This window comes from Lentilactobacillus diolivorans DSM 14421 (assembly GCF_001434255.1).
In the GTDB taxonomy this organism is placed as follows: domain Bacteria; phylum Bacillota; class Bacilli; order Lactobacillales; family Lactobacillaceae; genus Lentilactobacillus; species Lentilactobacillus diolivorans.
In genome coordinates this window covers 350,258-372,217 of record NZ_AZEY01000090.1, presented here as the reverse complement: position 1 = coordinate 372,217, position 21,960 = coordinate 350,258, and the positions used below count along the sequence as shown (strand labels likewise).

Annotated in this window: 19 protein-coding genes and 1 other RNA gene; 17 read left to right on the top strand and 3 right to left on the bottom strand. The window is 40.3% G+C overall.

All coding sequences use genetic code 11. The features are described 5' to 3' along the window. The first annotated feature begins 65 nt into the window (after window positions 1-65). The 5 genes from FC85_RS11365 (at window position 66) to FC85_RS11345 (ending at window position 6,776) form a co-directional block, all read left to right on the top strand. The gene (locus FC85_RS11365) at window positions 66-2,915 is read left to right on the top strand and encodes a helicase C-terminal domain-containing protein (protein WP_057865653.1); all 2,850 of its coding nucleotides are present in this window, start codon (window positions 66-68) and stop codon (window positions 2,913-2,915) included. A 93-nt stretch (window positions 2,916-3,008) separates the two neighbouring features. Then, the gene (locus FC85_RS11360) at window positions 3,009-3,515 is read left to right on the top strand and encodes a cell wall elongation regulator TseB-like domain-containing protein (RefSeq protein WP_057865652.1); all 507 of its coding nucleotides are present in this window, start codon (window positions 3,009-3,011) and stop codon (window positions 3,513-3,515) included. A gap of 19 nt (window positions 3,516-3,534) precedes the next feature. Then, window positions 3,535-4,755 (top strand): pyridoxal phosphate-dependent aminotransferase, encoded by a 1,221-nt coding sequence (locus tag FC85_RS11355; protein WP_057865651.1) that lies wholly within the window; start codon window positions 3,535-3,537, stop codon window positions 4,753-4,755. Between the two features lies 1 nt (window position 4,756). After that, entirely contained in the window at window positions 4,757-6,037 is a 1,281-nt protein-coding gene (asnS, locus tag FC85_RS11350) for an asparagine--tRNA ligase (protein WP_371862935.1), read from the top strand. Window positions 6,038-6,062: 25 nt separating this feature from the next. Then, window positions 6,063-6,776, top strand: coding sequence for a DnaD domain-containing protein (locus tag FC85_RS11345; protein WP_057865649.1), 714 nt, complete (start codon window positions 6,063-6,065; stop codon window positions 6,774-6,776). A gap of 126 nt (window positions 6,777-6,902) precedes the next feature. Here FC85_RS11345 and FC85_RS11340 read toward each other — a convergent pair whose 3' ends face one another. Both FC85_RS11340 and recU read right to left on the bottom strand, forming a co-directional pair. Further along, window positions 6,903-9,248: a PBP1A family penicillin-binding protein gene (locus FC85_RS11340; RefSeq protein ID WP_057865648.1), complete on the bottom strand. Its 2,346-nt coding sequence runs from the start codon at window positions 9,246-9,248 to the stop codon at window positions 6,903-6,905. A gap of 18 nt (window positions 9,249-9,266) precedes the next feature. Next, window positions 9,267-9,866, bottom strand: a complete 600-nt coding sequence (gene recU / locus FC85_RS11335) for a Holliday junction resolvase RecU (protein ID WP_057865647.1) — start codon at window positions 9,864-9,866, stop codon at window positions 9,267-9,269. A 130-nt stretch (window positions 9,867-9,996) separates the two neighbouring features. Between recU and FC85_RS11330 the strand changes: the two genes are divergently transcribed. From FC85_RS11330 to FC85_RS11310, 5 genes are all read left to right on the top strand, one after another. After that, the gene (locus tag FC85_RS11330; protein ID WP_057865646.1) at window positions 9,997-10,569 is read left to right on the top strand and encodes an SLOG family protein; all 573 of its coding nucleotides are present in this window, start codon (window positions 9,997-9,999) and stop codon (window positions 10,567-10,569) included. A 56-nt stretch (window positions 10,570-10,625) separates the two neighbouring features. After that, window positions 10,626-10,997: a cell division regulator GpsB gene (gene gpsB / locus FC85_RS11325; protein ID WP_057865645.1), complete on the top strand. Its 372-nt coding sequence runs from the start codon at window positions 10,626-10,628 to the stop codon at window positions 10,995-10,997. A gap of 33 nt (window positions 10,998-11,030) precedes the next feature. Continuing rightward, an RNA gene (gene rnpB, locus FC85_RS15560) (RNase P RNA component class B) lies at window positions 11,031-11,407 on the top strand. 76 nt (window positions 11,408-11,483) lie between these two features. Then, window positions 11,484-12,644, top strand: a complete 1,161-nt coding sequence (locus FC85_RS11315) for a THUMP domain-containing class I SAM-dependent RNA methyltransferase (protein WP_057865643.1) — start codon at window positions 11,484-11,486, stop codon at window positions 12,642-12,644. Window positions 12,645-12,703: 59 nt separating this feature from the next. Beyond that, window positions 12,704-13,816 (top strand): NAD(P)/FAD-dependent oxidoreductase, encoded by a 1,113-nt coding sequence (locus FC85_RS11310; RefSeq protein ID WP_057865642.1) that lies wholly within the window; start codon window positions 12,704-12,706, stop codon window positions 13,814-13,816. Between the two features lie 2 nt (window positions 13,817-13,818). Here the strand turns inward: FC85_RS11310 and FC85_RS11305 are convergent, their stop codons facing one another. Beyond that, window positions 13,819-14,208: a ribonuclease HI family protein gene (locus FC85_RS11305; RefSeq protein WP_057865641.1), complete on the bottom strand. Its 390-nt coding sequence runs from the start codon at window positions 14,206-14,208 to the stop codon at window positions 13,819-13,821. Window positions 14,209-14,242: 34 nt separating this feature from the next. Between FC85_RS11305 and FC85_RS11300 the strand changes: the two genes are divergently transcribed. From FC85_RS11300 to FC85_RS11270, 7 genes are all read left to right on the top strand, one after another. Next, window positions 14,243-14,629 (top strand): EbsA family protein, encoded by a 387-nt coding sequence (locus tag FC85_RS11300; RefSeq protein ID WP_057865640.1) that lies wholly within the window; start codon window positions 14,243-14,245, stop codon window positions 14,627-14,629. Window positions 14,630-14,677: 48 nt separating this feature from the next. Next, a complete protein-coding gene (locus FC85_RS11295) occupies window positions 14,678-16,339 on the top strand; it encodes a formate--tetrahydrofolate ligase (RefSeq protein WP_057865639.1) in 1,662 nt (553 codons plus the stop codon). Between the two features lie 15 nt (window positions 16,340-16,354). After that, the gene (lspA, locus tag FC85_RS11290; RefSeq protein ID WP_057865638.1) at window positions 16,355-16,795 is read left to right on the top strand and encodes a signal peptidase II; all 441 of its coding nucleotides are present in this window, start codon (window positions 16,355-16,357) and stop codon (window positions 16,793-16,795) included. 24 nt (window positions 16,796-16,819) lie between these two features. Continuing rightward, complete coding sequence (locus FC85_RS11285; RefSeq protein WP_057865637.1) at window positions 16,820-17,728, top strand: RluA family pseudouridine synthase; 909 nt, start codon at window positions 16,820-16,822, stop codon at window positions 17,726-17,728. 83 nt (window positions 17,729-17,811) lie between these two features. Then, window positions 17,812-18,345 carry a bifunctional pyr operon transcriptional regulator/uracil phosphoribosyltransferase PyrR gene (gene pyrR / locus FC85_RS11280; protein ID WP_057865636.1) on the top strand — a complete coding sequence of 178 codons (534 nt, stop codon included), beginning with the start codon at window positions 17,812-17,814 and terminating at the stop codon, window positions 18,343-18,345. Window positions 18,346-18,369: 24 nt separating this feature from the next. Then, the gene (locus FC85_RS11275; RefSeq protein WP_057865635.1) at window positions 18,370-19,461 is read left to right on the top strand and encodes a carbamoyl phosphate synthase small subunit; all 1,092 of its coding nucleotides are present in this window, start codon (window positions 18,370-18,372) and stop codon (window positions 19,459-19,461) included. Further along, window positions 19,445-21,946: a carbamoyl phosphate synthase preATP-grasp domain-containing protein gene (locus tag FC85_RS11270; RefSeq protein WP_057865634.1), complete on the top strand. Its 2,502-nt coding sequence runs from the start codon at window positions 19,445-19,447 to the stop codon at window positions 21,944-21,946. The genes FC85_RS11275 and FC85_RS11270 overlap by 17 nt, the downstream gene beginning before the upstream one ends. Window positions 21,947-21,960: the final 14 nt, after the last annotated feature.

The following is a 21,960-nucleotide window of genomic DNA, read 5'->3' as shown; positions in this document are numbered from 1 at the left end:
TATTATTAAATATAATGATTCATAAAAAGAAAAAATTGATTTAATAAATAGATTGGTGAACAAACATGAATTTAAAAACAACCTTTGCTGTTGTTGACATTGAAACTACCGGTACCGATACGACTTCTGAAGATAACCGGATCATTCAGTTCAGCTGTTGCTTGGTTACAAACAACAAAATAATAAAAACGTACGTAACCGATATTAATCCACAACGGGATGTTCCTAACCGGATTACCCAGCTAACTGGGATTTCTGATTCCCGGCTCAAAAAAGCTCCAACGTTTGACCAAGTTGCTGCCAAACTGTATCAGTTGCTAAACAACACTGTCTTCGTTGCCCATAACGTCAATTTTGACTTTCCGTTTCTTAATGGCGAATTTCAACGGGTAGGGTATCCTGAATTACAAATTCCGGCGATTGATACCGTGACATTAAGTCAGATTTTACTGCCAACATTATCAAGTTATCGGCTTCAAGATTTAAGTTCCTATTTTAATATCACCCACAAACATCCGCACACTGCTGATAGTGATGCCTTGGCAACCGCAAAATTACTGACAATTTTACTAAACCAAATCCAAGAATTACCACAAATGACATTGGAACAGATTATTGCCGTTAATCCACCGTTACCTCAAGATACCATGCAGATATTTTTGGATGCTGACGACGTCAATCGACATCGCGTACACACGATGCCGCTTCCAGAACATCTCAAAATTTCTTCGGGATTAATCATTCGCAAACGTAAGCCAATTACGATTGAAGATATATCCGGTCGTCAAAAGGCCAAGTTTCCAAAAACCAAAAAAGCGAAAGCTGCAGTTTTACCCGACCACCTCGAATCACGAACCGAACAAAATAAGATGATGAATCTTATTTACAACAATTATGCCGACCAACAGGATCATCAAGCCAAACCGCTCTTAATTGAAGCCCCAACCGGCATTGGTAAAAGTTTAGGCTATTGCTTGCCATTTAGTTATTTAGCAACTCCACAAAAACCGGTTGTCATTAGTACCTCAACAACTTACTTACAGTTTCAGCTACAAAACCAAACCATCCCCATGATCAATGACGAATTACCTTTTAAAATTAATAGCGTCATTTTAAAAGGGGCAAGACATTACATTGACCTCAACAAGTTTCGCAACCTGCTGTTTGTTCCTGACAGTTCCAGTCAAACAGCTTTCGTGAAAGCTCAGATTTTGGTTTGGCTGACAATGACTACCACTGGAGACTTGGACGAGCTTCACCTAAACGTTGAGCAGACACCCTTTGTTTGGAAAATTCAACATACAGGTGTTAAATGGCTTGACCCAAGCGAACCATTTTATGAGGACGATTTTTTACGGTATAACCTTCGCAAAGCCAAATCCGCCGAGTTTATTATTGTTAATCACAGTTACTTAATCAAAAACTGGCAGTTCTTTAAGTCAATGCCGGTTAAACCTTACTTGTTAATTGACGAAACCCAGCAGTTTGCTGAAACAGCCATCAAAAATAATCAGGCAACCATTAAACCATTAACAATCATGACCTCAGTTAACCGAATTTTGGCTAGTATGAACCAAGAACACGACGGCTCGATTCATGAAGTCTTGGTTGGCAATATCACTTTGGATAGTCTGGCAGATCAATTAAGCGGTCAATTGGGTCAGGTTAAGCAGATTATTACCGGCTTGATCCAAACCATGTTTGAAAAAGCCGTGCGAAACAAACAGCTCCATAAAAACATCAGTTTTTTTGAGCGTCTCATTCCCATTAACGAGATGAAGTCGATCATTAAGGGTAACCATCCCACAATTGATCGCTTGCGCCGCACACAAGAAGCCATTGACGGACTAATCACGCAATTAAACACCGAAATCAACAGAAATGTAGATGCCTTTACTGATCAAGATTTTTCTGGCATCTATACATTTTTCGAGAATTACAATCAACTGTCTGAGCAGCTAAACCAAATGCTGGAGATTCTTGATATGGATGATCAATCCATTGACCAACATGTCACCTGGATCACCATTAATCACGTTAAAGATGTCAATAGCTTGTCACTCAACCAGGGAATCTTAAAAACCGAAACGTATTTAAACGAAAACATTTATGATGCTTTTGAACCAGTTACGTTCACTGGTGCTACTATTTTTCCGTCACGACGATCAAGATTCATTTATGACCTTCTCGGGATTGATCGTAAGCATGCCGTGGTCAAACGACTAAAAAGTGATTTTGATCCTCAAAATCAAGCTCGAATTTACTTGGTAAGTGATGACGATCACATTTTTACAACCAATGCAGATCGTTATCTAAAGAAGGTTGCCGAAAACATTGCGACAATTTTTGAAAACGAACCACGCCAGACACTCGTCTTGTTCAATTCACTGCAAGCAATTGAAAAAACATATCGCTGGTTGCAAGAAACCGGCTTTACTGCAACCCACTTCGTATTAGCTCAAGGGGTTCACGGAACAGCAGCTAAAATAAGCAAGCAGTTCATTCATCATGAGCCCGCAATTTTGCTTGGTGCTAATACCTTTTGGCAGGGCGTTGACTTTCCGAAAAATCTGTTGGAAAATTTGATTGTTGCCCAGTTACCGTTTGATACGCCAGCCGATCCCTATAATCATGCGCTTTATTCAATCGAGCGCGGCAGGGGGAAAAATCCATTTTATAGCATTACTTTGCCTAAAGCAACGCTCCGCTTGCGCCAGGGGATTGGCCGCTTGCTTCGAACCAAGGACGATTACGGCACCATCTTTATTTTAGATCCACGGTTGTTAACCAAACGCTATGGTGAAACAATTTTAGCAAACCTTCGGAATGAAATTCCACTCGTGACGGGATCAATTGATGATTGCATTTTTGATATGGTAAATTTTTTCCACACTCACGTTGACTTTAAAAAATGAAATAACCCAGACACTTAAATGAGACTTAACTTTTTGTGAATGACTTATTTGCTATAATTGAAAGTAACTTTGAAATGAAAGGACAGCAACACTATGCAAAGGCAACGTCGAATAAAAAAGCAATCGAAAGTAAAAGTTTCCTGGATAATCACCCTAGTGATTCTAATCTTATTATTTGCAGGATTTGTCGTCCTTCATGAGGCTCAAAAACCAATGGTGACCGCTAGAAATCAGACAGTAACATTGGCCAAAAAATATGCTGATCTTAAAACCGTCCAGGCATTTTATGCTTCCAACCTTGGCAAGACTTACTATTCTGTGGCCGGTACCACAAACAAGCGAAAGCCCATCTATGTCATCGTTGCCAAAAGGGGAGGTAACGTAACAGTTGTCGACCAGAGTAGTGGACTGAGCGAACAACGAATTCGAAGCTTGATTGTGCAAACCAAGCAACCAAAGAAGATCAATAGTATCAGTTTGACTTTGATTAAGAACAAACCGTATTGGGTTGTCAGCTATTTAAATTCAAAGAGCAACCTGTGCTATGCCACTTTATCTTTTAAGACTGGAACCGTAAAAAAATTAATTGAAAATATTTAGTAAATGAAAGGATTGAACCATGAAATTTTCCAAAAGAGCCATGCAGGTGACACCTTCAGCAACTATCCAAGTTTCAAGTCAAGCCAAAAAAATGATTCGAAATGGGATTGACGTGATTAATTTGGGGATTGGTGAACCAGATTTCACAACACCAACGACAATTGATAATGAGGCCATTACTGCGATTAAAAATGGTAAAACCAGTTTCTATACCCCAGCTAGCGGTTTGCCGGAATTGAAGCAGGCCATTGCCGATCGAATTCAAACTGATTATGATATTCACTATGATACGGCCCAAATTAGTGTGACAACTGGTGCAAAAATGGCGCTCTATGTTTTAATGCAGGTTTTAGTCGAACAAGGTGATGAAGTGTTGCTACCGAAGCCTAGCTGGGTTAGCTATCATGAACAAGTCAAACTGGCCGGAGCAACTCCGGTCATGGTTGATACAGACCGAAACTTTAAAATAACCACAGTTTCCCTTGATCAAGCCGTCACAGCCACAACGAAATTATTAATCATCAATACACCACAAAACCCAACCGGAACTGTTTACTCCGAAGCCGATTTAAAAACAATCGGCGATTGGGCCGTTAATCATCAAATCATCATGATCACTGATGATATTTACGGTAAACTGGTTTATAATCAAAATCGGTTCTATTCACCAGTTCAGTTAGGCGGTGACATTGCGGCTAACACAATTTTAGTGAGCGGCGTTTCGAAAACTTATTCAATGACCGGCTGGCGAATTGGTTATATTGCAGGTAACTCCGAATTAATTCAGCGAGTTAATTCAGTGCTATCACATTCAACCGGCAACCCGGCAACGGTAAGTCAGTATGCGGCAATCGCTGCATTAAGATCTGATCAATCAGATGCCGAAAGAATGCGTCAAGCATTTGAAAATCGGCTAAACACAATCTATCCACTCGTTCAAAAGATCCCGGGGTTTGATGTTGCTGTCAAACCAGAGGGTGCCTTTTATTTATTTCCAAGAATTACTGAAGCAATGAAATTAGCTGGGGTTAGTTCTTCTGCTGAATTTGTTAAGTTACTGTTAAACGAAGCTCATGTTGCCGTTGTTGATGGTGATGCATTTGGTCTGCCTGGCTATTTACGTTTAAGCTACGCAGCAAGTTTAGCAGATTTGAAAACTGCTGTTGCCAGAATTGATAAGTTTATGAATCAATTTTTAGAAAAACAAGTTTCTGGAGGGATTGGGATTGAAACAAATTAATATGGTTGACGCACCAAAATACGTTAACGAAAAAGTTAAAATTGGCGTTTGGTTAACCAATAAACGTTCAAGTGGTAAAATTGCATTTTTACAGCTACGTGACGGAACCGCCTTTTTCCAAGGTGTTGTAGTTAAAAATAACGTGGCTGCCGAAACATTTGAAATTGCTAAAGAGGTCAAGCAAGAAACAAGTATGTGGGTTACTGGCATTATTCATGAAGATAGCCGTTCAAAATTCGGCTATGAAATTGAGGTTGAAACCATTGATGTGATTTCTGAATCACATGATTATCCCATTACACCCAAAGAACATGGTATTGATTTTTTGATGGATCATCGCCATCTTTGGCTGCGTTCAAGTCGTCCCCATGCAGTTATGCGGATTCGAAACGAAGTCATTAAAGCAACCTTTGATTTCTTTTACAGTGAAGGATTCGTTAAATTTGATGCTCCTATTTTAACTGGTAGTGCGCCTGAAGGAACAACGGATTTATTCCATACAGAATACTTTGATCGGGATGCTTACTTATCTCAAAGTGGGCAACTATATGAAGAAGCAGGGGCCGAAGCTTTTGGAAAAGTCTTCTCATTCGGGCCAACTTTTCGGGCTGAAAAGTCTAAAACGCGACGCCACTTAATTGAATTTTGGATGATTGAACCCGAAATGGCCTTTATGCACCAAGAAGAAAGTTTGGACATTCAGGAACGCTATATCGCTTATTTAGTTTCAAGAGTCATCCAAAATTGTAAAATGGAATTAAAGACACTGGATCGAGACATTGATGTTCTCAAGAAATATACCATTCTACCTTATCCGCGAATCAGTTACGACGAAGCAATTGATCTACTTAAGAAGAACGATTTTGATATTTCTTGGGGCGCCGACTTTGGTTCACCCGAAGAAACTTTTCTCGCCGATCACTTTAATCAGCCAGTCTTCGTTTTGAATTACCCTAAAGCGATCAAACCATTTTACATGAAACCACATCCAACTCGCGATGATGTTGTCATTTGTGCAGATTTACTAGCACCGGAAGGGTACGGTGAAATTATTGGTGGTTCTGAACGGGCAGTGGACTATGACTATCTATATGATCAAGTTGTTAAAGCTGGTTTAGACCCCAAGGAATATTCTTGGTATCTTGATTTACGCAAATTTGGTAGTGTCCCTCATGCTGGCTTTGGTTTGGGTCTTGAACGGGCTTTAACTTGGATTACGCATGAAGATCACGTCCGTGAAACAATTCCATTTCCACGTTTGCTAAATCGAATTTATCCTTAATGATCCATTAGGAAGGGGGATTTCTTTGGACGATTATACACACGAAATTCTCAGTGATGGTCAGACAACAATCACGAACTACCTGCTCGCCAATTACCATCGAATTGGTGTCAGCAGTGAAGAATTATTTATTTACATTCTGATTAAGGGCCAACACACGATGACAGTCCCAATGCCTGAAATTGATCATCTCCAAGTTCAAACAGGTTATCCCAAACAACGGTTGTTTGACATATTTCATAAGATGATTGAAAAGAAGTTAACCAAAATTACGCAAGTTTCAAATGATGGGCACCAAGTTGATGCTTACGATTTCACGCCAATGTATGAGAAATTGTCACTTTTAAAACCAGCTATGACGCGTAAAAAAGCAACCACTGCGGAATCCGCTAATCCAGTTAGTGAAAGTGATCGCCAGACAGTTTTTGAAACTATTGAAAAGGAATTTGGCAGGACGTTATCACCTTTTGAGATGGAAATGATTAGCCAGTGGTTAGATATTGATCACTTTGAACCAACTGTTATCAGACTAGCTTTGAAAGAAGCCGTGCTCAGTCAAGTTTATAATTTGAAATATATGGATCGAATTCTTGGCAATTGGCAACATAACAAGCTAAGGTCTCCTCAACAAATCCAAACTTATCTTCAAAAACGAAGCCAATCAAATCGAAAAACCGACAGTCCTGACGACCATTATGATGGGCCAGAGATTCCATTCATTGATTTGACAAAACAGTAAACTGCCTTATGATTTTGTTGGCAATTACTAATTATCTAAAAGATAGTTATAAAAAGGGTTCGAAACAATTGTGAGTATATCCCACAATTGTTTCGAACCCTTTTTACAACTAACCAGCGCAATTAGTTAAGGCTGGTTATTACCGCCATTATTGTCTGTTTGATTGGAGTTGCCACTATCGTTACTTGATGACGAACTAGCCGTATTACTAGATGAACTGGAAGAACTAGTATCACTTTGGCTACTTGAACTCGACGTCGTTGAGCTGGAATCTCGATCATTGTTGGAGCCACCGTCACCACCTGGCTGTTGTGTGGTTGGTGTTGACTCGGATGACTCTGTTGAACTTTCACTCCTACGAGTGTTGTCACTTCTAGGTTGCGTCACAACGGTATTATCGGAACTTGAGCTGCCTTCAACTGAGTAGCTGCCAGCTGCCTGAGCCGTATTATCAGTACCAACACCAGGATAACCGGCAACATAATATTCCGTTGTGCCACCACGATTGGTAGCAACAACGTCACTTGGCTTCGTCCAATCAGTGTTGGGCTTGTTTTGAGAAATATATCCCATAACCGATTTATATATTTGTTGAGCAATATCTGTTTGAGCAGGGGTGATGTACGAATCTGCTTTAAACTGATGATCATATCCTGTCCAAATGGCTAGTGAATAGTTTCGCGTGTATCCAGAGAACCACGAGTCCATTGATGAGTCAGCCGGTACCTTATTAATATAGTCATCTGGATACTGCGTCGTTCCGGTTTTACCAGCCTCATACAAGCCGGAAACTTTGGCAGCTGTTCCTGATCCATTAGCATCTGTCATAACGCCCTTTAACATATTGGTAATCATAAACGCAGTGGCAGGAGACATTGCTCGCTTACCTTGTTTATGATACGTTCGTGAAACACCATTTGCTTGGACAATCTTATTAATCAAATAGGGTTTGTAATACGTTCCGCCATTTGAAAATGCTGCGTAAGCAGCGGCTAATTGTTGAGACGAAACATATAAACCAATGCCATTTTGTAGTTCCAACGGTTTTTTGAAGGTCATTCCCAGATTTTTCAGGAAGCCAGTTGCCTTTGAAACCCCAACGTTTTCCAAAGTGCGAATTGCCGGGATATTCCGCGACTCAACCAACGCTTTACGCATTGTCATTGTCCCTTGATATTTGTTATCAAAATCCATGACAGATTTGTCAGTTCCGGGGTAAACATACGGGGTATCTTTAACCGGCTGATAGGTCGGGTACTTCAGATATTGAACGGCTGGTCCATAATCCATTACCGGTTTGGCCGTTGAACCAGTTGACCGGCCGGTTTGAACTGCCCGATTTAACCCAAAAGCAACCTTGGCTTTACGACCACCCTGCATAGCAACCACCTTACCGTTATTAACGTTTACAATCGTTGCGCCCACTTGGAACCTCTTACTTGGATAAAGAATACTTGGATCATTATTGGAAACTTGGTAAAGCTTCTTTTGTGCGCTTAAATCAAGGTTTGTATAAACTTTCAACCCACTATTGGGCTTATATCCTTTTCCACGTAATTCTTCAATTGTCTGTTTTAAATAAGCGTCAATATATTTTGAAGTTTTGGCCGAAGTTTGCGTCCGTGAATGTGTTTTGGTTAAACCAGATTTGACACTGGTATTCTTAGCTTGTTGCGCTTGAGCCTGCGTAATAGCCTTGGTTTTGACCATGGCATCCAATACTTCATCACGTCGTTTTGTGGCATACGTCGGGTACTTATATGGGTTATAAGCAACTGGTGATTGAGGCATTCCTGCAAGTTGTGCCAATTCCGGTAACGTGAGTTTTTCAAGTGTTTTATTATAATAATACTCGGCGGCAGTTTGCATCCCGTAAACACCATTACCCATGTAAACCTTGTTAATATAAAATTCCAAAATCTGCGCTTTCGAATAATGATTTTCAACTTGAATTGCCAACCAGGCTTCCTGAGCTTTCCGCTTCAATGTCCGGTCACTAGCTGCAGTAGAAAAAACAGACAACTTCACTAATTGCTGGGTTAAGGTGCTACCACCCTGCATCCCAAGGGAAGAACCGGAAACGTTTGAAATCGCCGCTCCAATAATTCGAATGGGGTCAACACCATGATGTTTATAAAAACGACGATCTTCAATCGAAACCACCGCTTGTTTTAGTGTTTTAGGAATTTTATTTGATTTAACGTAATCACGATTCTGACTACCAAGCCTGGAGATAACTTTTCCGCTGGCATCGTAAAACTTAGTAGAGTTATCACTAGAAAGTGCTGAGCGAGTAATACGTGGGGAACTCGAAGCGTAGTAGGTAAATAAACCAGCGCCAAAAAGAAATGCGAGAACGAATAAACTTAAAATAATCTTGATGATTCTTCGAAACGGTCCCTTTTTCTTTTTGGTGAACTGACGCCCACGTCTCATATCAGCACGGGTTTGTTGAGGACTATTCTTTGACATTGATTTCTCCTTCGTAATTTAGTCAATCATTAAATCAACCGCACTTAAATAAGGGAGTAGCGGATTGATTCGGTAGTGGATGGGAAATCCTCGTTTTTCAATCACTGATCTGGGAATTGATTTACGGCCGCCAGTCGCTTGTCTGTCCCAGTATGTGATTAACGTTGAGGCTCTCAAGACAAATACCGATTGATCATTGACAAATTTGATAATAGCAAAACAAATTCCTTGTTGCTTTAGACATTGTCTCATATGTTCGACCTGATGTTTATGAAAGTTTTTTAAAGGAAAAGATGTTTTGTTCTTGGTTTCTTTTGCGTCAAAGTCGATATAATAACCATGATACACACCATTATAGTCAGTCGTGGACGCTTTTCGAAAATAAGCTTCCTTAATTCGGGCAGCACTCCGTTTGGGGTAGTCAACTGACACAATCTGAATTGGGGTTGGCTTTTTGTGAATGACAGCAATCTCATTTCTAAGATAATATGAATTGCTTTTATTGATCTCATCTTCCAAAGTCATCCCTCGATTGGAAAAGTTGATGGTGTCATTATGATCATTCGAAGAGGCTGGTTGTTCGTAAAATTGATTGCCGTTTGGGTATCTAATAGTCATTGAACTGATAGCTTCCTTTTTTAATAAGAATACTTACATTGTACTGCAATTTCGTATAGAATATTCATTAATAATGTCATTATATCAACTAGCATCGTGAATGAAAATAATTGATTGTCAAGGTGATTGCGTGAGTCGTTTATGGATAAGTGGATACCGAAGTTACGAATTGAATATTTTTAAAGATGATGACCCTAAACGTAAAGTGATTGATTCTGTATTGAAAAGCGAACTTTCTCAAGCAATCATTGATGGAACTGACTGGATCATTTCCGGTGGTCAGCTTGGCATTGAACAATGGTCACTCGTTGCGGCAAATCATTTAAAAAAAGATTATCCTGGTGAATTTAAAACTGCCATGATGTTACCATTTGCTGAATTTGGTAGCAACTGGAATGAAAATAACCGGGGTAAGCTTCAAAAATTAACTAATCAAGTTGATTTTTCTGCCAGCGTCAGTCAAAAGCCTTACCATTCCCCAGAACAATTAAGAAATTACCAAGAATTTATGCTAACACACACAGATCAGGCAATCTTGATATATGATTTAGATAATCCAGGCAAATCACAATATGATTTTGATAAAATAAAACAATTTGCACAGACACATCCGTATCCATATCGGCTGATTACATTCGACGATTTGCAGGTAGCGGCTGATGAATATCAAGAAAACTTAAATAATAGTTCCCAATCGAGCTAATGTATGATATTATTTTAATGGTTTGTTGCAAATTAACGACGAGGTGTAACCAATAAATGGAAAACATTAACTATACTCCAAAAGATATCCTCCAAAAAGAATTTCGACAAAAAATGCGAGGATATGATCCAAATGACGTGGATAGTTTTTTGGATAATATTATTAAAGACTATGAAACCTATGGTAAGCAATTGCAGGATCTCAGTGACGAAAATGAACGATTAAAAGTTCAAGTCGATGAGTTAAATAAGCAATTAGCCGTCTCTGGGACTCAACCAATGCCAAGTGCTGGTTCTAGTCGACCAACCGCCAGCCAACCTATGTCCAGCGCAACAAACATGGACATCTTAAAACGTTTGTCTAATTTAGAGAGAAGAGTGTTTGGTTCACAACTCGATGGTAATTCAAACGATTCCCATCGGCTCTAATTTCTGTTAACTAGTGTATAATGAATTGGTGTAAATTCTGAGTAATTGCGGTCGTCTTTTATGGCGGCTGAGGAAAGTCCATTCTCGCACAGGCTGAGACGCCTGTAGTGTTCGTGCTCGGTGAAAAAATAAGCCGGGGGACTCTTCGGAGTTACGGCGGATAATCCGGCTAAGGCTTTGCTATGCTGGAAAATCCTTAAGGTGCCACAGTGACGAGCAGTGTTGGAAACAATGCTGGTGGAACGCGGTAAACCCCTCGAGCGGGAAACCCAAACTTTATGGTAGGGGAGCTTCACACACGGTAAATGAACCAAGTGTGGGGGAGAAAGAGATTTCTCTTTCTCAGATAGATGATTACTACTTGCTTTATCGTCCTGGGATGACGCAAGCACAAAACATGGCTTACAGGAATTTACACCAAACAGGTTGGTGGGAGCTTGCTCCCACTTTTTTAATACCCAAAAATCGGATTCAAAAAGAAATGAGATGGATTTAATGAAATTTAACTTAGTTGCAACTTGTGCTGCTGGAATTGAGGCTCTTGTAGGTAAAGAACTCCGAGATTTAGGCTACGAAGTTCAAGTTGAAAACGGTCGGGTTAGGTTTACCGGTACCGAAGCAGATATTATTAAAGCGAGTCTGTGGTTAAGAACTGCAGACCGAATTAAAATTGTAGTTGATGAATTTGATGCCACAACTTTCGACGAGCTATTCGAAAAAACGACTGCAATCCCGTGGGATCATTTTTTACCAATGGATGCAGCCTTCCCAGTTGAAGGACGATCACGAAACTCAAAGTTGCACAGTGTTCCAGATTCCCAAGCAATCGTTAAAAAGGCAATTGTAAATGAGTTAAGCGCTGCTTACCATCGTCATACACGTTTACCAGAGACTGGGGCTAAGTTTCCACTCGAGGTTGCCATTAACAAGGATCACGTGATGCTGACATTGGATACGACTGGCTCAAGTTTATTTAAACGGGGTTATCGGGTTGAAAAAGGTGCGGCACCACTGAAGGAAAATATGGCAGCTGCCTTAGTAATGTTAACCAGTTGGTATCCTGATATGCCTTTTATTGACCCGTTCTGTGGTTCTGGAACAATTCCAATTGAAGCAGCAATGATTGGTCGGAATATCGCACCAGGCTTTAATCGTGATTTTATTTGTGAAAAATGGCCATGGGTTGACGAAGAAATGGTTCAACAAGTTCGTGATGAGGCGGACTCAAAAGCCGACTATGATCGTGAATTGGATATCTTCGCCAGTGATATTGATGGCAATATGATTGAAATATCGAAGCGAAACGCTGAAGAGGTTGGCCTTCTAGACGACATTCATTTTAAACAACTGGCTGTTGCCGACTTTAAAACTGATAAAGTTAACGGCGTCATCATTGGAAACCCCCCTTATGGTGAACGAATGAGCGATAAAGAACAAGTCCATGAGTTATACCGCCAAATGGGAAAAGTTTTTAAACCACTTACAAGCTGGTCCAAGTATTTTCTGACTTCTGATTTAGAGTTTGAAAAGTATTATGGTCAACAGGCAACAAAACGGCGAAAGCTTTATAACGGCGCAATAAGAACGGACTATTTTCAATTTTGGGGAAAAAAAGTTCGTAATATGAGCTCTTTATCTAATTATTAAGCATTAATCATCCTGATCTTATGTTAAAATATGAACTATTGGTAGAAAGAAGTGAGTTGATGGTTAAGCAAATTGCCATTATTGGTGGTGGCATTGTTGGTGCAACGGCTGCCTTTTATCTCAGCCATTTACCTGGTTCAGAGCAAACCCAAGTAACACTGTTTGATGATGGTACGGGTCAAGCGACCAAAGCGGCCTCTGGAATCATTTCTCCATGGTTGTCAAAGCGACGTAATAAGCGGTGGTACGCATTGGCTAAAGCCGGTGCCGAATTGTATCCTAAATTGGTCACGGAAGCCCAGCTGGGACCTGATGCCTATCAGCAAACCGGCACCATTGTAACGCGCAAATCAGCCAAGGACTTAGAAAAACTATATCAAGAAGCATTAACCAAAGCTGACCATACGCCGGCAATGGGGCATGTGACACTTTTGTCATCAGAAGCCGTCCAACAACGGTTACCATTATTGTCAAATCCACCTGCCGGCGTTTTCGTTAGTGGTGGTGCTAAAATCGATGGCGCGAATTTTGTTTGGAACTTGCTTGAACGCGCACAGCAAACAAACTTGAAAATTATTAGCCAAACCGTTTCTTTAACCGCGGATGGTGATATCATTACAGAAGACGGTTTGCAACAATTCGATCAAACCATCATCGCAACGGGTGCCTGGATGAAAAAGACATTGACCCCCATGGGAATTACGATGAAAATCCGACCGCAAAAAGGGCAACTCATTGATTTGAAACTCAGTCAACAACTTGCCCCACAGTCAATGCCGGTTTTAATGCCCGAAGGTTCAAGTGACATCATTCCATTTAATAACGGAAAGTTGGTCATTGGCGCCACTCATGAAAATGAAGGTGGATTTGATCTTAAGGCAACCCAAGTAGCAGCACAACAGCTATTGAATAACGCGAAGGCTTTCATGGCTCATCTCAACAGTCACCAAATTACTGGTGTCCGCGTTGGAACAAGAGCCTATACGGATGACTTCGCCCCATTTTTCGGCAGATTACCAAACAGGTCGAACATTTTAGTTGGTGGCGGTTTAGGATCATCTGGGTTAACAACTGGACCAATCATCGGCTACTTATTGGCACATTCTATTTTTGGCCAATCAACGACTGATTGGCAACAGTATACCAAGCCGGTCAGTCAATATATCGAATAATGTTATTGCGCATGTAATGCTTGAATAGCTAAATGGTGGGCTCCGAGATTTTGAGTGTCGGGGATCCAAGTATTAACGACCGTCGCATAATGAGACTGAAGTTGAAGTAATTCATCCACTTCATTTTGAAAATGCTTTGCGTACCGCTTGTTTAAACTATCAATTACGATTTTGCTATCGGTGTAGAAAAAAACAATCTCGTTGACCTTGGGAATGGCCTTAGTCAGATATCTAAAGCCTTGAATAGCGGCGATAAATTCCGCCTCATGATTGTTGGTTGGTCCAATTGGTTCTTTCAACTGAGTTTGTTGACCGTTATGAACGATCAGGACCCCAATTGCTGAATGTTGATCATCCGGATTGACAGCTGCATCGGTATAAATTTTAATCATTTAATCAACCACGCTTCCTTAAGGAGTTTTTTTAATGATAACGCAAAAACGACACTTCTTTTACCAACCTAGTCCACTTAACAGCATTATTTGTTGGAGTTGGACGTTGCTAATCTTTTTTATTGGTGTCATCATTTGGCTGGAAATTACTCATTTCCAGTGGATTACCTTATTTTTCTTTGTTCTATTTGCTCTAATTACCTGGGCTGAGATTCACTTCCGAAACATCAAGGTTTTCCAAAACCAGCTTATCGTGAGCCGAATTACGAACCCACGTTGGCTTGTGATTAATCTCGATCAAATATCTCATGTTCAGGTTTCCAAATATCAACTTGGATTTGTTGCCAACACTAGAATTTATAGTTTTATTTTACCAGCCAATTCAGTTATTGAAATCAAAGAATTAATTGATCATCAATAACAACTAGTCAAAATTTATTGAGACAAAATTAGGAGGGTCATTATTATTATGAAGAGCGATGTTGAAATTTCACAAGCAGCAAGAATGGAACCGATTGTTAAAATTGCTGACAAGTTAGGGATTAATGAAGACCAAATCGAACAATACGGTCATTATAAAGCCAAAATTAATTTTAAGCCGACTGATCAGGGAAAAGATGGTAAGTTAATTTTAGTTACTTCGATTAACCCAACCGCAGCCGGTGAGGGAAAGACAACGGTTACGATCGGATTGGGAGACGCATTTACCGAACTTGGCAAAAAGGTTGCCCTAGCACTAAGAGAACCATCATTGGGGCCGGTTATGGGGATGAAAGGCGGTGCCACAGGTGGTGGTTATGCGCAGGTTATTCCCATGGATGATATTAATTTACATTTTACCGGTGACTTTGACGCTTTAACAGAAGCCCACAATACCTTAGCTGCTTTAATCGATAATCATATTCAACATGGTAATCAACTTAATATTGATCCTCGCCAAATCACGTGGAAACGAGTGCTTGACGTTAATGACCGTGAACTTCGTCAGGTTGTCATTGGCCTGGGAGGTCGAACATCAGGTGTACCACGTCAGGACGGCTTTGACATTACGGTTGCCAGTGAGTTAATGGCTATTTTGTGTCTTTCGACTAGTTTATCTGATTTGAAAGAACGCATCGGCAAAATGTTGATCGGTTATACATATGACCGGCAGCCTGTTTTAGTTTCCAACCTTAAAGTTCAGGGTGCTTTAACGCTGTTGCTTAAAGATGCCATTAAGCCGAATTTGGTTCAAACAATTGAACACACACCAGCATTTATTCATGGTGGCCCGTTTGCCAACATTGCCCATGGCTGTAACAGTATTCTGGCAACTAAAGCTGCCTTGCATTTTGGTGATTATGCCATCACAGAAGCTGGATTTGGCTCTGATTTGGGGGCTGAAAAATTTATGGATATTGTCAGTCCCAGATTAAAAAAGACGCCTGATTGTGTCGTTGTCGTTGCAACGGTTCGCGCATTAAAACTAAACGGTGGTGCTGATAAGAAGCATCTAAATGAAGAGAACCTTGACGCTTTAAAAAGGGGTATCGTGAACCTTAAACGACATGTTGAAGGAATGCAGCAATATGGCAAACCGGTTGTTGTTGCAATCAACAAATTTGTCAGTGACTCTGATAATGAAATTAAGTATCTGGCTGATTACGTCGCCAACAATTTAGAGGTCCCTGGTGAAGTAATCACTAGTTGGGCCGATGGTGGAAAAGGTGCTGTTAATTTAGCAAAGCAAGTCATTACCGCTTGTGATAAACCAGCCCAATTTCAAGAATTGTTCGCGCCTGATGCCCCTTTAACTGATAAAATGCAGGCAATCGTTTCCAAGATTTATGGCGGGAACGATATCGAATTATCCAGAAAAGCCCAAAATGCATTGAAACGAATCGAAAAAATGGGTTATGATAAATTACCGATATGTATGGCAAAAACCCAATATTCATTTACTGATGATGCAAAATCACTCGGGGCACCAGAAAACTTTTCGATCCACGTGTCAGATCTTCAATTAAAGCTGGGGGCCGGTTTCATTGTTGCCCTCACTGGTAAAATATTAACGATGCCTGGTTTGCCAAGTCATCCTGCTGCCCTAGATATGGACATCGATGAAAATGGTCGAATCACCGGGCTATTCTAAAGGAGCTTAATCAAGGTGCCTGTACTTTATTTTTTAGCCGTTATCCTACTTATCGGAATAGATCAGTTTGTCAAATATTGGGTAGTCGCCCATTTGGCTCTAGGTCAATCCTTGTCGGTTGTGGGTGGCCTATTGTCTATTACACGAATTAATAATACTGGAGCAGCGTGGAGCATTTTTTCCGGCCATCAGTTTATTTTTGTTATCATTGCTTTAGTGGCAACGGTCTTAATTATTTACTTTTTAAATCAATACTGGCAAAATATTCCTTACCGAATCGGATTAGGTCTACTACTGGCCGGAACACTTGGTAACGTGATTGATCGCATTTTTTACAGTCATGTGGTCGACATGTTTCAACTTGATTTTATTAATTTTCCGATTTTCAATTGTGCCGATATGTATTTAACTTTTGGCATCATCATTTTGGCAATTGCGATTATTCGTGAAAAATAGTAACTGGGGGATTAACAATTAGTTGTGAAGAAATTTATCATTAAAGATCAGCAAGGTCGTTTGGACAAAGTTGTCTCAGAATTAGATTCGTCAATTAGTCGGTCAAGAGCTAAAAACTTAATTGACGATGGTAAAATTACCGTCAACGGCCAAGTTAAGAAGCCAAAATATCAGACACAGGAAAGCGATGAAATTATTGTTACTGATGTTGCACCTGCAGTCATTAGTCTGGAACCTGAAAACATCCCTTTAGACATTGTTTATGAAGATGATGACGTTTTAGTGGTTAATAAACCTCAGGGAATGGTTGTTCATCCTTCGGCGGGTCATCCCAACCATACATTGGTCAATGCACTACTTTATCATAGTCCATTGTCAACCATTAACGGCGAATATCGGCCTGGAATTGTTCATCGAATTGACAAAGATACTTCCGGTCTACTAATGGTCGCCAAAAACGATGCAGCACACCAAGCTTTATCTGAACAGCTGAAAGCTAAGAAAAATCTTCGCAAGTACGTTGCCTTGGTCCATGGGCGAATTAATGAGGATTCTGGAATTGTAAATGCACCACTTGGCAGATCCCCCAAAGATCGAAAGAAGCAAGCAGTTATCTCAGATGGTCGACCAGCAGTGACTCACTTCGAAGTGCTTGAACGATTTCAAGACTACACATTCATTGCTTGTCGTCTTGAAACCGGCCGAACACACCAGATTAGAGTTCACATGAAGTATATTGGTCATCCACTGGTTGGTGACCCACTATATGGCCCTCGAAAGACAATCGCCGGTAATGGTCAATTCTTACATGCCCAAGAGTTGGGCTTTGAACATCCCAAGACCCATGAACTTATGATATTTTCGGCACCTTTGCCAAAAATATTCGAACAAACACTTAATCATCTTAGAATTAATAATCATCCGAGGCCTTGACAAGTTCGCCAAGCTTTTCTATTCTGAAATGGACATTAATTACCGTTCAATTAATTTAAAACAACAATTAAGGAGTATTAATGATGGGCAAGATAATTCTAGACAAAATGGCAATGCAGCGTGCCTTGACGAGAATCACTTATGAAATCGTCGAAAAAAATAAGGGGGTCGAAGATTTAGTTCTCATTGGAATTAAAACCCGCGGTATTTTTCTTGCAAATCGGATTGCTGATCGGCTTCAGCAATTGGAAAACGTTTCAATCCCTGTTGGGGAGCTTGATATTACTAATTATCGTGACGATATCGAGCATGATTCAATGAGCGCCGATGTCAAAATGTCTAACAATAAAATCGACTTCTCAATTGAAGGCAAACGAGTTGTTTTGGTAGACGACGTTCTCTACACCGGGAGAACAGTTAGAGCGGCTTTATCTGCTGTGATGGATTTAGGCCGTCCCAAATCTATTAATTTAGCAGTTCTCGTTGATCGGGGTCATCGTGAATTACCAATTCGCGCGGACTTTGTTGGCAAAAACATTCCAAGTTCACAAAAAGAAAAGATTAAAGTTTATGTATCAGAAATTGATGATAAGGACGCTGTTGAGCTCATCAAATGATACGGAGCGTAGTGAGGAGTCAACATGACGCAAAGATATTTGATATTAGAAGATGGGTCTGCCTATGCTGGCAAAGCATTTGGATCACTTGCAACCACAACTGGTGAAATTGTCGCTAATTCAACTATGAATGGGTATCAAGAGATCATTTCAAATCAGATCTATCACAACCAAATAATTGTCTTCACCCAGCCATCAATTGGCAATACCGGACTCGACCAAAATGCGTACGAGTCCATTTTGCCGTCTGCAAAAGGTGTGATTGTCCGCGAATACGAGAACTTGGCAACGGATCACTTTAAACGGATTTCGTTAGACCGTTACCTTAAACAACATAAAATTCCGGGAATCTATGACGTTGATACCCGCCAAATTCGGCATCATTTGCAGCAGTTTGGCAACATGAAGGCTAGCATCGTCGACGTTGCTGATGATCACGCTTTTGATCAATTACACGCAACCGTTCTTACCAATCAGCAAGTGGCTCAAGTTGCCACACCGAAACCATATCCTAACCCTGACGATGGCGATAATGTTGTCGTTGTTGATTTTGGACTTAAGAGTGGCATTTTGCGAGAACTGTCCAAACGAAATTGTAATATAACGGTTGTCCCATGGGACTCAAGCAGTGAAACGATCCTTGATTTAGATCCAGATGGGATTGTTTTATCAACCGGGCCCGGAGCACCGTTTAACCTCCCAGATTCCATTCTACAAATGATTCGAGATGTTCAGTCACAGGTCCCGTTGTTCGGTATGGGGCTAGGGCATGAACTGTTTGCGTTGGCTAATGGGGCAAAAGTTGTAAAAATGAGAGTCGAGCATCACGGCAGCAATCATCCCATTCGCGAAATCATTACAAATGAAATCTTTTTCTCTGCTCAAGAACAAGGATATGCTGTTGATCCAAAATCAATTGACCATGCCAAATTATTCATCACTCATGTTGATCTAGTTAACGGAACTGTCCAAGGGCTCAGACACCGCGACTATCCGGCAATTTCCGTCCAATTTTCTCCAGATGGTGCGCCAGGTCCAAAAGATAGTGTTGGTTTATTCGATGACTTCATAGAATTTATGGCAAGAAGAAGGGACAGCAATGGCGATAGATATTAAAAAAGTCCTATTACTTGGTGGCGGTCCCACAAGTATCGGTCATGAAAACGAATTAGACGCAGCGGCATTTGAACGCGTGATGGCGTTAAAAAAAACCGGCGCCCAAATTATATACGTAGATAATAATCCATTCTCCTTTGCCAGTGAAGAAATTCAACCGGCGAATGTGTACGTTCAGGAAGTTAATTTTCAAAACGTCATTAACATTATTGACAAAGAAAAGCCCGATGCTATCATGGCAACTACCGGTGGCCTAAACGCGATGCAAATTGCGTGGCAACTCGCTGAAAGCGATGTTTTAACCACAAATAATATCACGTTGTTAGGTATGCGACCAACTGATTTAAAGAAGGTTATCGATAATCAAAAACTACGAAATTTACTTACCGAAATTAATGAACAGGTGATTGCTTCTAAAATTGTTGCCAATGATGAGGAAGCCATGGACTTTGTTCGAGATGTTGGTTTTCCAGTGATTGTCAAACCAATCTCTCCAAGTCATGACACCAGTCGGTTTATTTGTAACAATACCGACGAATTAGAAGACGCGCTTGAAGTAAGTTTTAAACGAACCTATATTAAACGTTGTTCAATTGAACAAAGCATCGTTGGCTATAAAGAAATTGAAATGGTCGGTCTCAGAGATTCCAATGGTAATAAGATATTAATCTCAGGCTTGGAAGATATGGATCCAATTGGAATTCATTCTGGCGACTCAATTATTTTTGCGCCTACGCAAACGTTAATCAATGAGGAGTATCAAGCACTTAGAACAGCTACATTCAGAATTATGGACGCTCTTAACATCGCAGGAACTTGTCATGTTCAGTTTGCACAAAGCCGGACTGACTCGAATTATTTCGTGACTAAAGTGAGTCCCTTCTTCACGCGAAACACACTTCTGGCGGCTAAGGCTACAGGATATCCGTTAACTTACGTGTCTAGCTTTTTAGAATTAGGTTACACACTTACTGAAATCAAATTGCCAACCAAATATAGTAAATATTTGGCATTTATGGAACCAACAATGGATCACGTGGTTGTTAAGATCCCACTATGGCCATTTCGAGATATTACCGACGTAGATCAACATCTGAACACATTGATGAAATCTGTCGGTTCAACAATTGGAATTGGTAGAACCGTCGAAGAAGCGATTATCAAAGCAATGCATAGTTCACAGTTTTCACCACGAGATATTTTACCGAGCGTTTCAACTGTTGATGATGATGCCGTTATTAATCAACTTATTCACCCACTGGCTAGTCGAATTCTCATCTTGATGGAAGCACTTCGAAGAGGTTTTTCAATTGATGAACTTTCGGAATTAACTAGAATTGATCGATTCTATTTCTACAAATTGAATCAACTATTACGAGCACAAGACTTTGTTATCAATAATCCATTGTCGGCTCAAGCTGTTGAAATTGGTCATAACTACGGGTTTGGTGATGGTATGCTTGCAGAATTGTGGCAGGTTAATATCTCAACAATTAGAAGGATTAACCGAAATTGTAATCCTGTAACTTACAAAGAGGTTGAACCAAGTGCCGGAGAATTTCGAGAAACCACAAATATCTTTTATAGCAGTTACGAGCTTGAAAACGAAAGCAAAAGTGATTCCGGAAAAACAGCCTTAGTTATTGGTCGTGGTGGGAATCAACTTGGCCCTAATTCGGCAGCTGATTATTACACTTCGCAAATATTATGGACATTAAAAAAATCTGGTTACAAAACCATCATCATGAACACAAATCCAAACGCTGTGTCATTAACCCCACAATTAAGTGACAAACAATATATCGAGCCAATTCAACTAGGAAACATCTTGAATATTGTCTCGCTGGAAAAACCGGATGTCATGTTCTTACCAGGAAATCGACATTATTTATCAAATGAGTTAGAAAAATTTGCTGACTTAAATATGATTGTTTTACCGCCAGATCAGAAAGTTGCTAAATACAAGAATCACCAAGCGACAACAGCAATCGATGTTTTTATTGATCAGGATAAAATCATTCCAATTACAAGTATTTCATTCTTTACCAGAAGCGATCGAACTGAAGTGCGTTACATTAACGACTATCAGCAACCAATGGAACAATGGCAGACCGATGAGACAGAATTAATCAGCAAGGCTCTAAAATTGCTTGATACAAGTAAGTGGCAGGGGTTGGTTCAGGTATTATTTAATAAGGTGGACTCGCATTATCATTTTTCTGGCATTCGGCCAATCAGAATCACTGAGACCGCTTTTTTAACCAAGACCACCGGGGTTAATTGGGTCAATGCTTTAGTCAAAAAACATCTGGGAATTTTGGATTTCAATCAACTCGAAAAGCAATTAATCCCTGAAACGCATCAACGATATTCAATTATGAAAGCCCATTTTCCTTTCCGGGAATTGCAATCAAGTCGAACCGATGGGACAACTAGGCAGGAAGTTGGCGCTTCATTATCGTTCAAGAACATGTCAAACACGTAACTATAGTTTATACA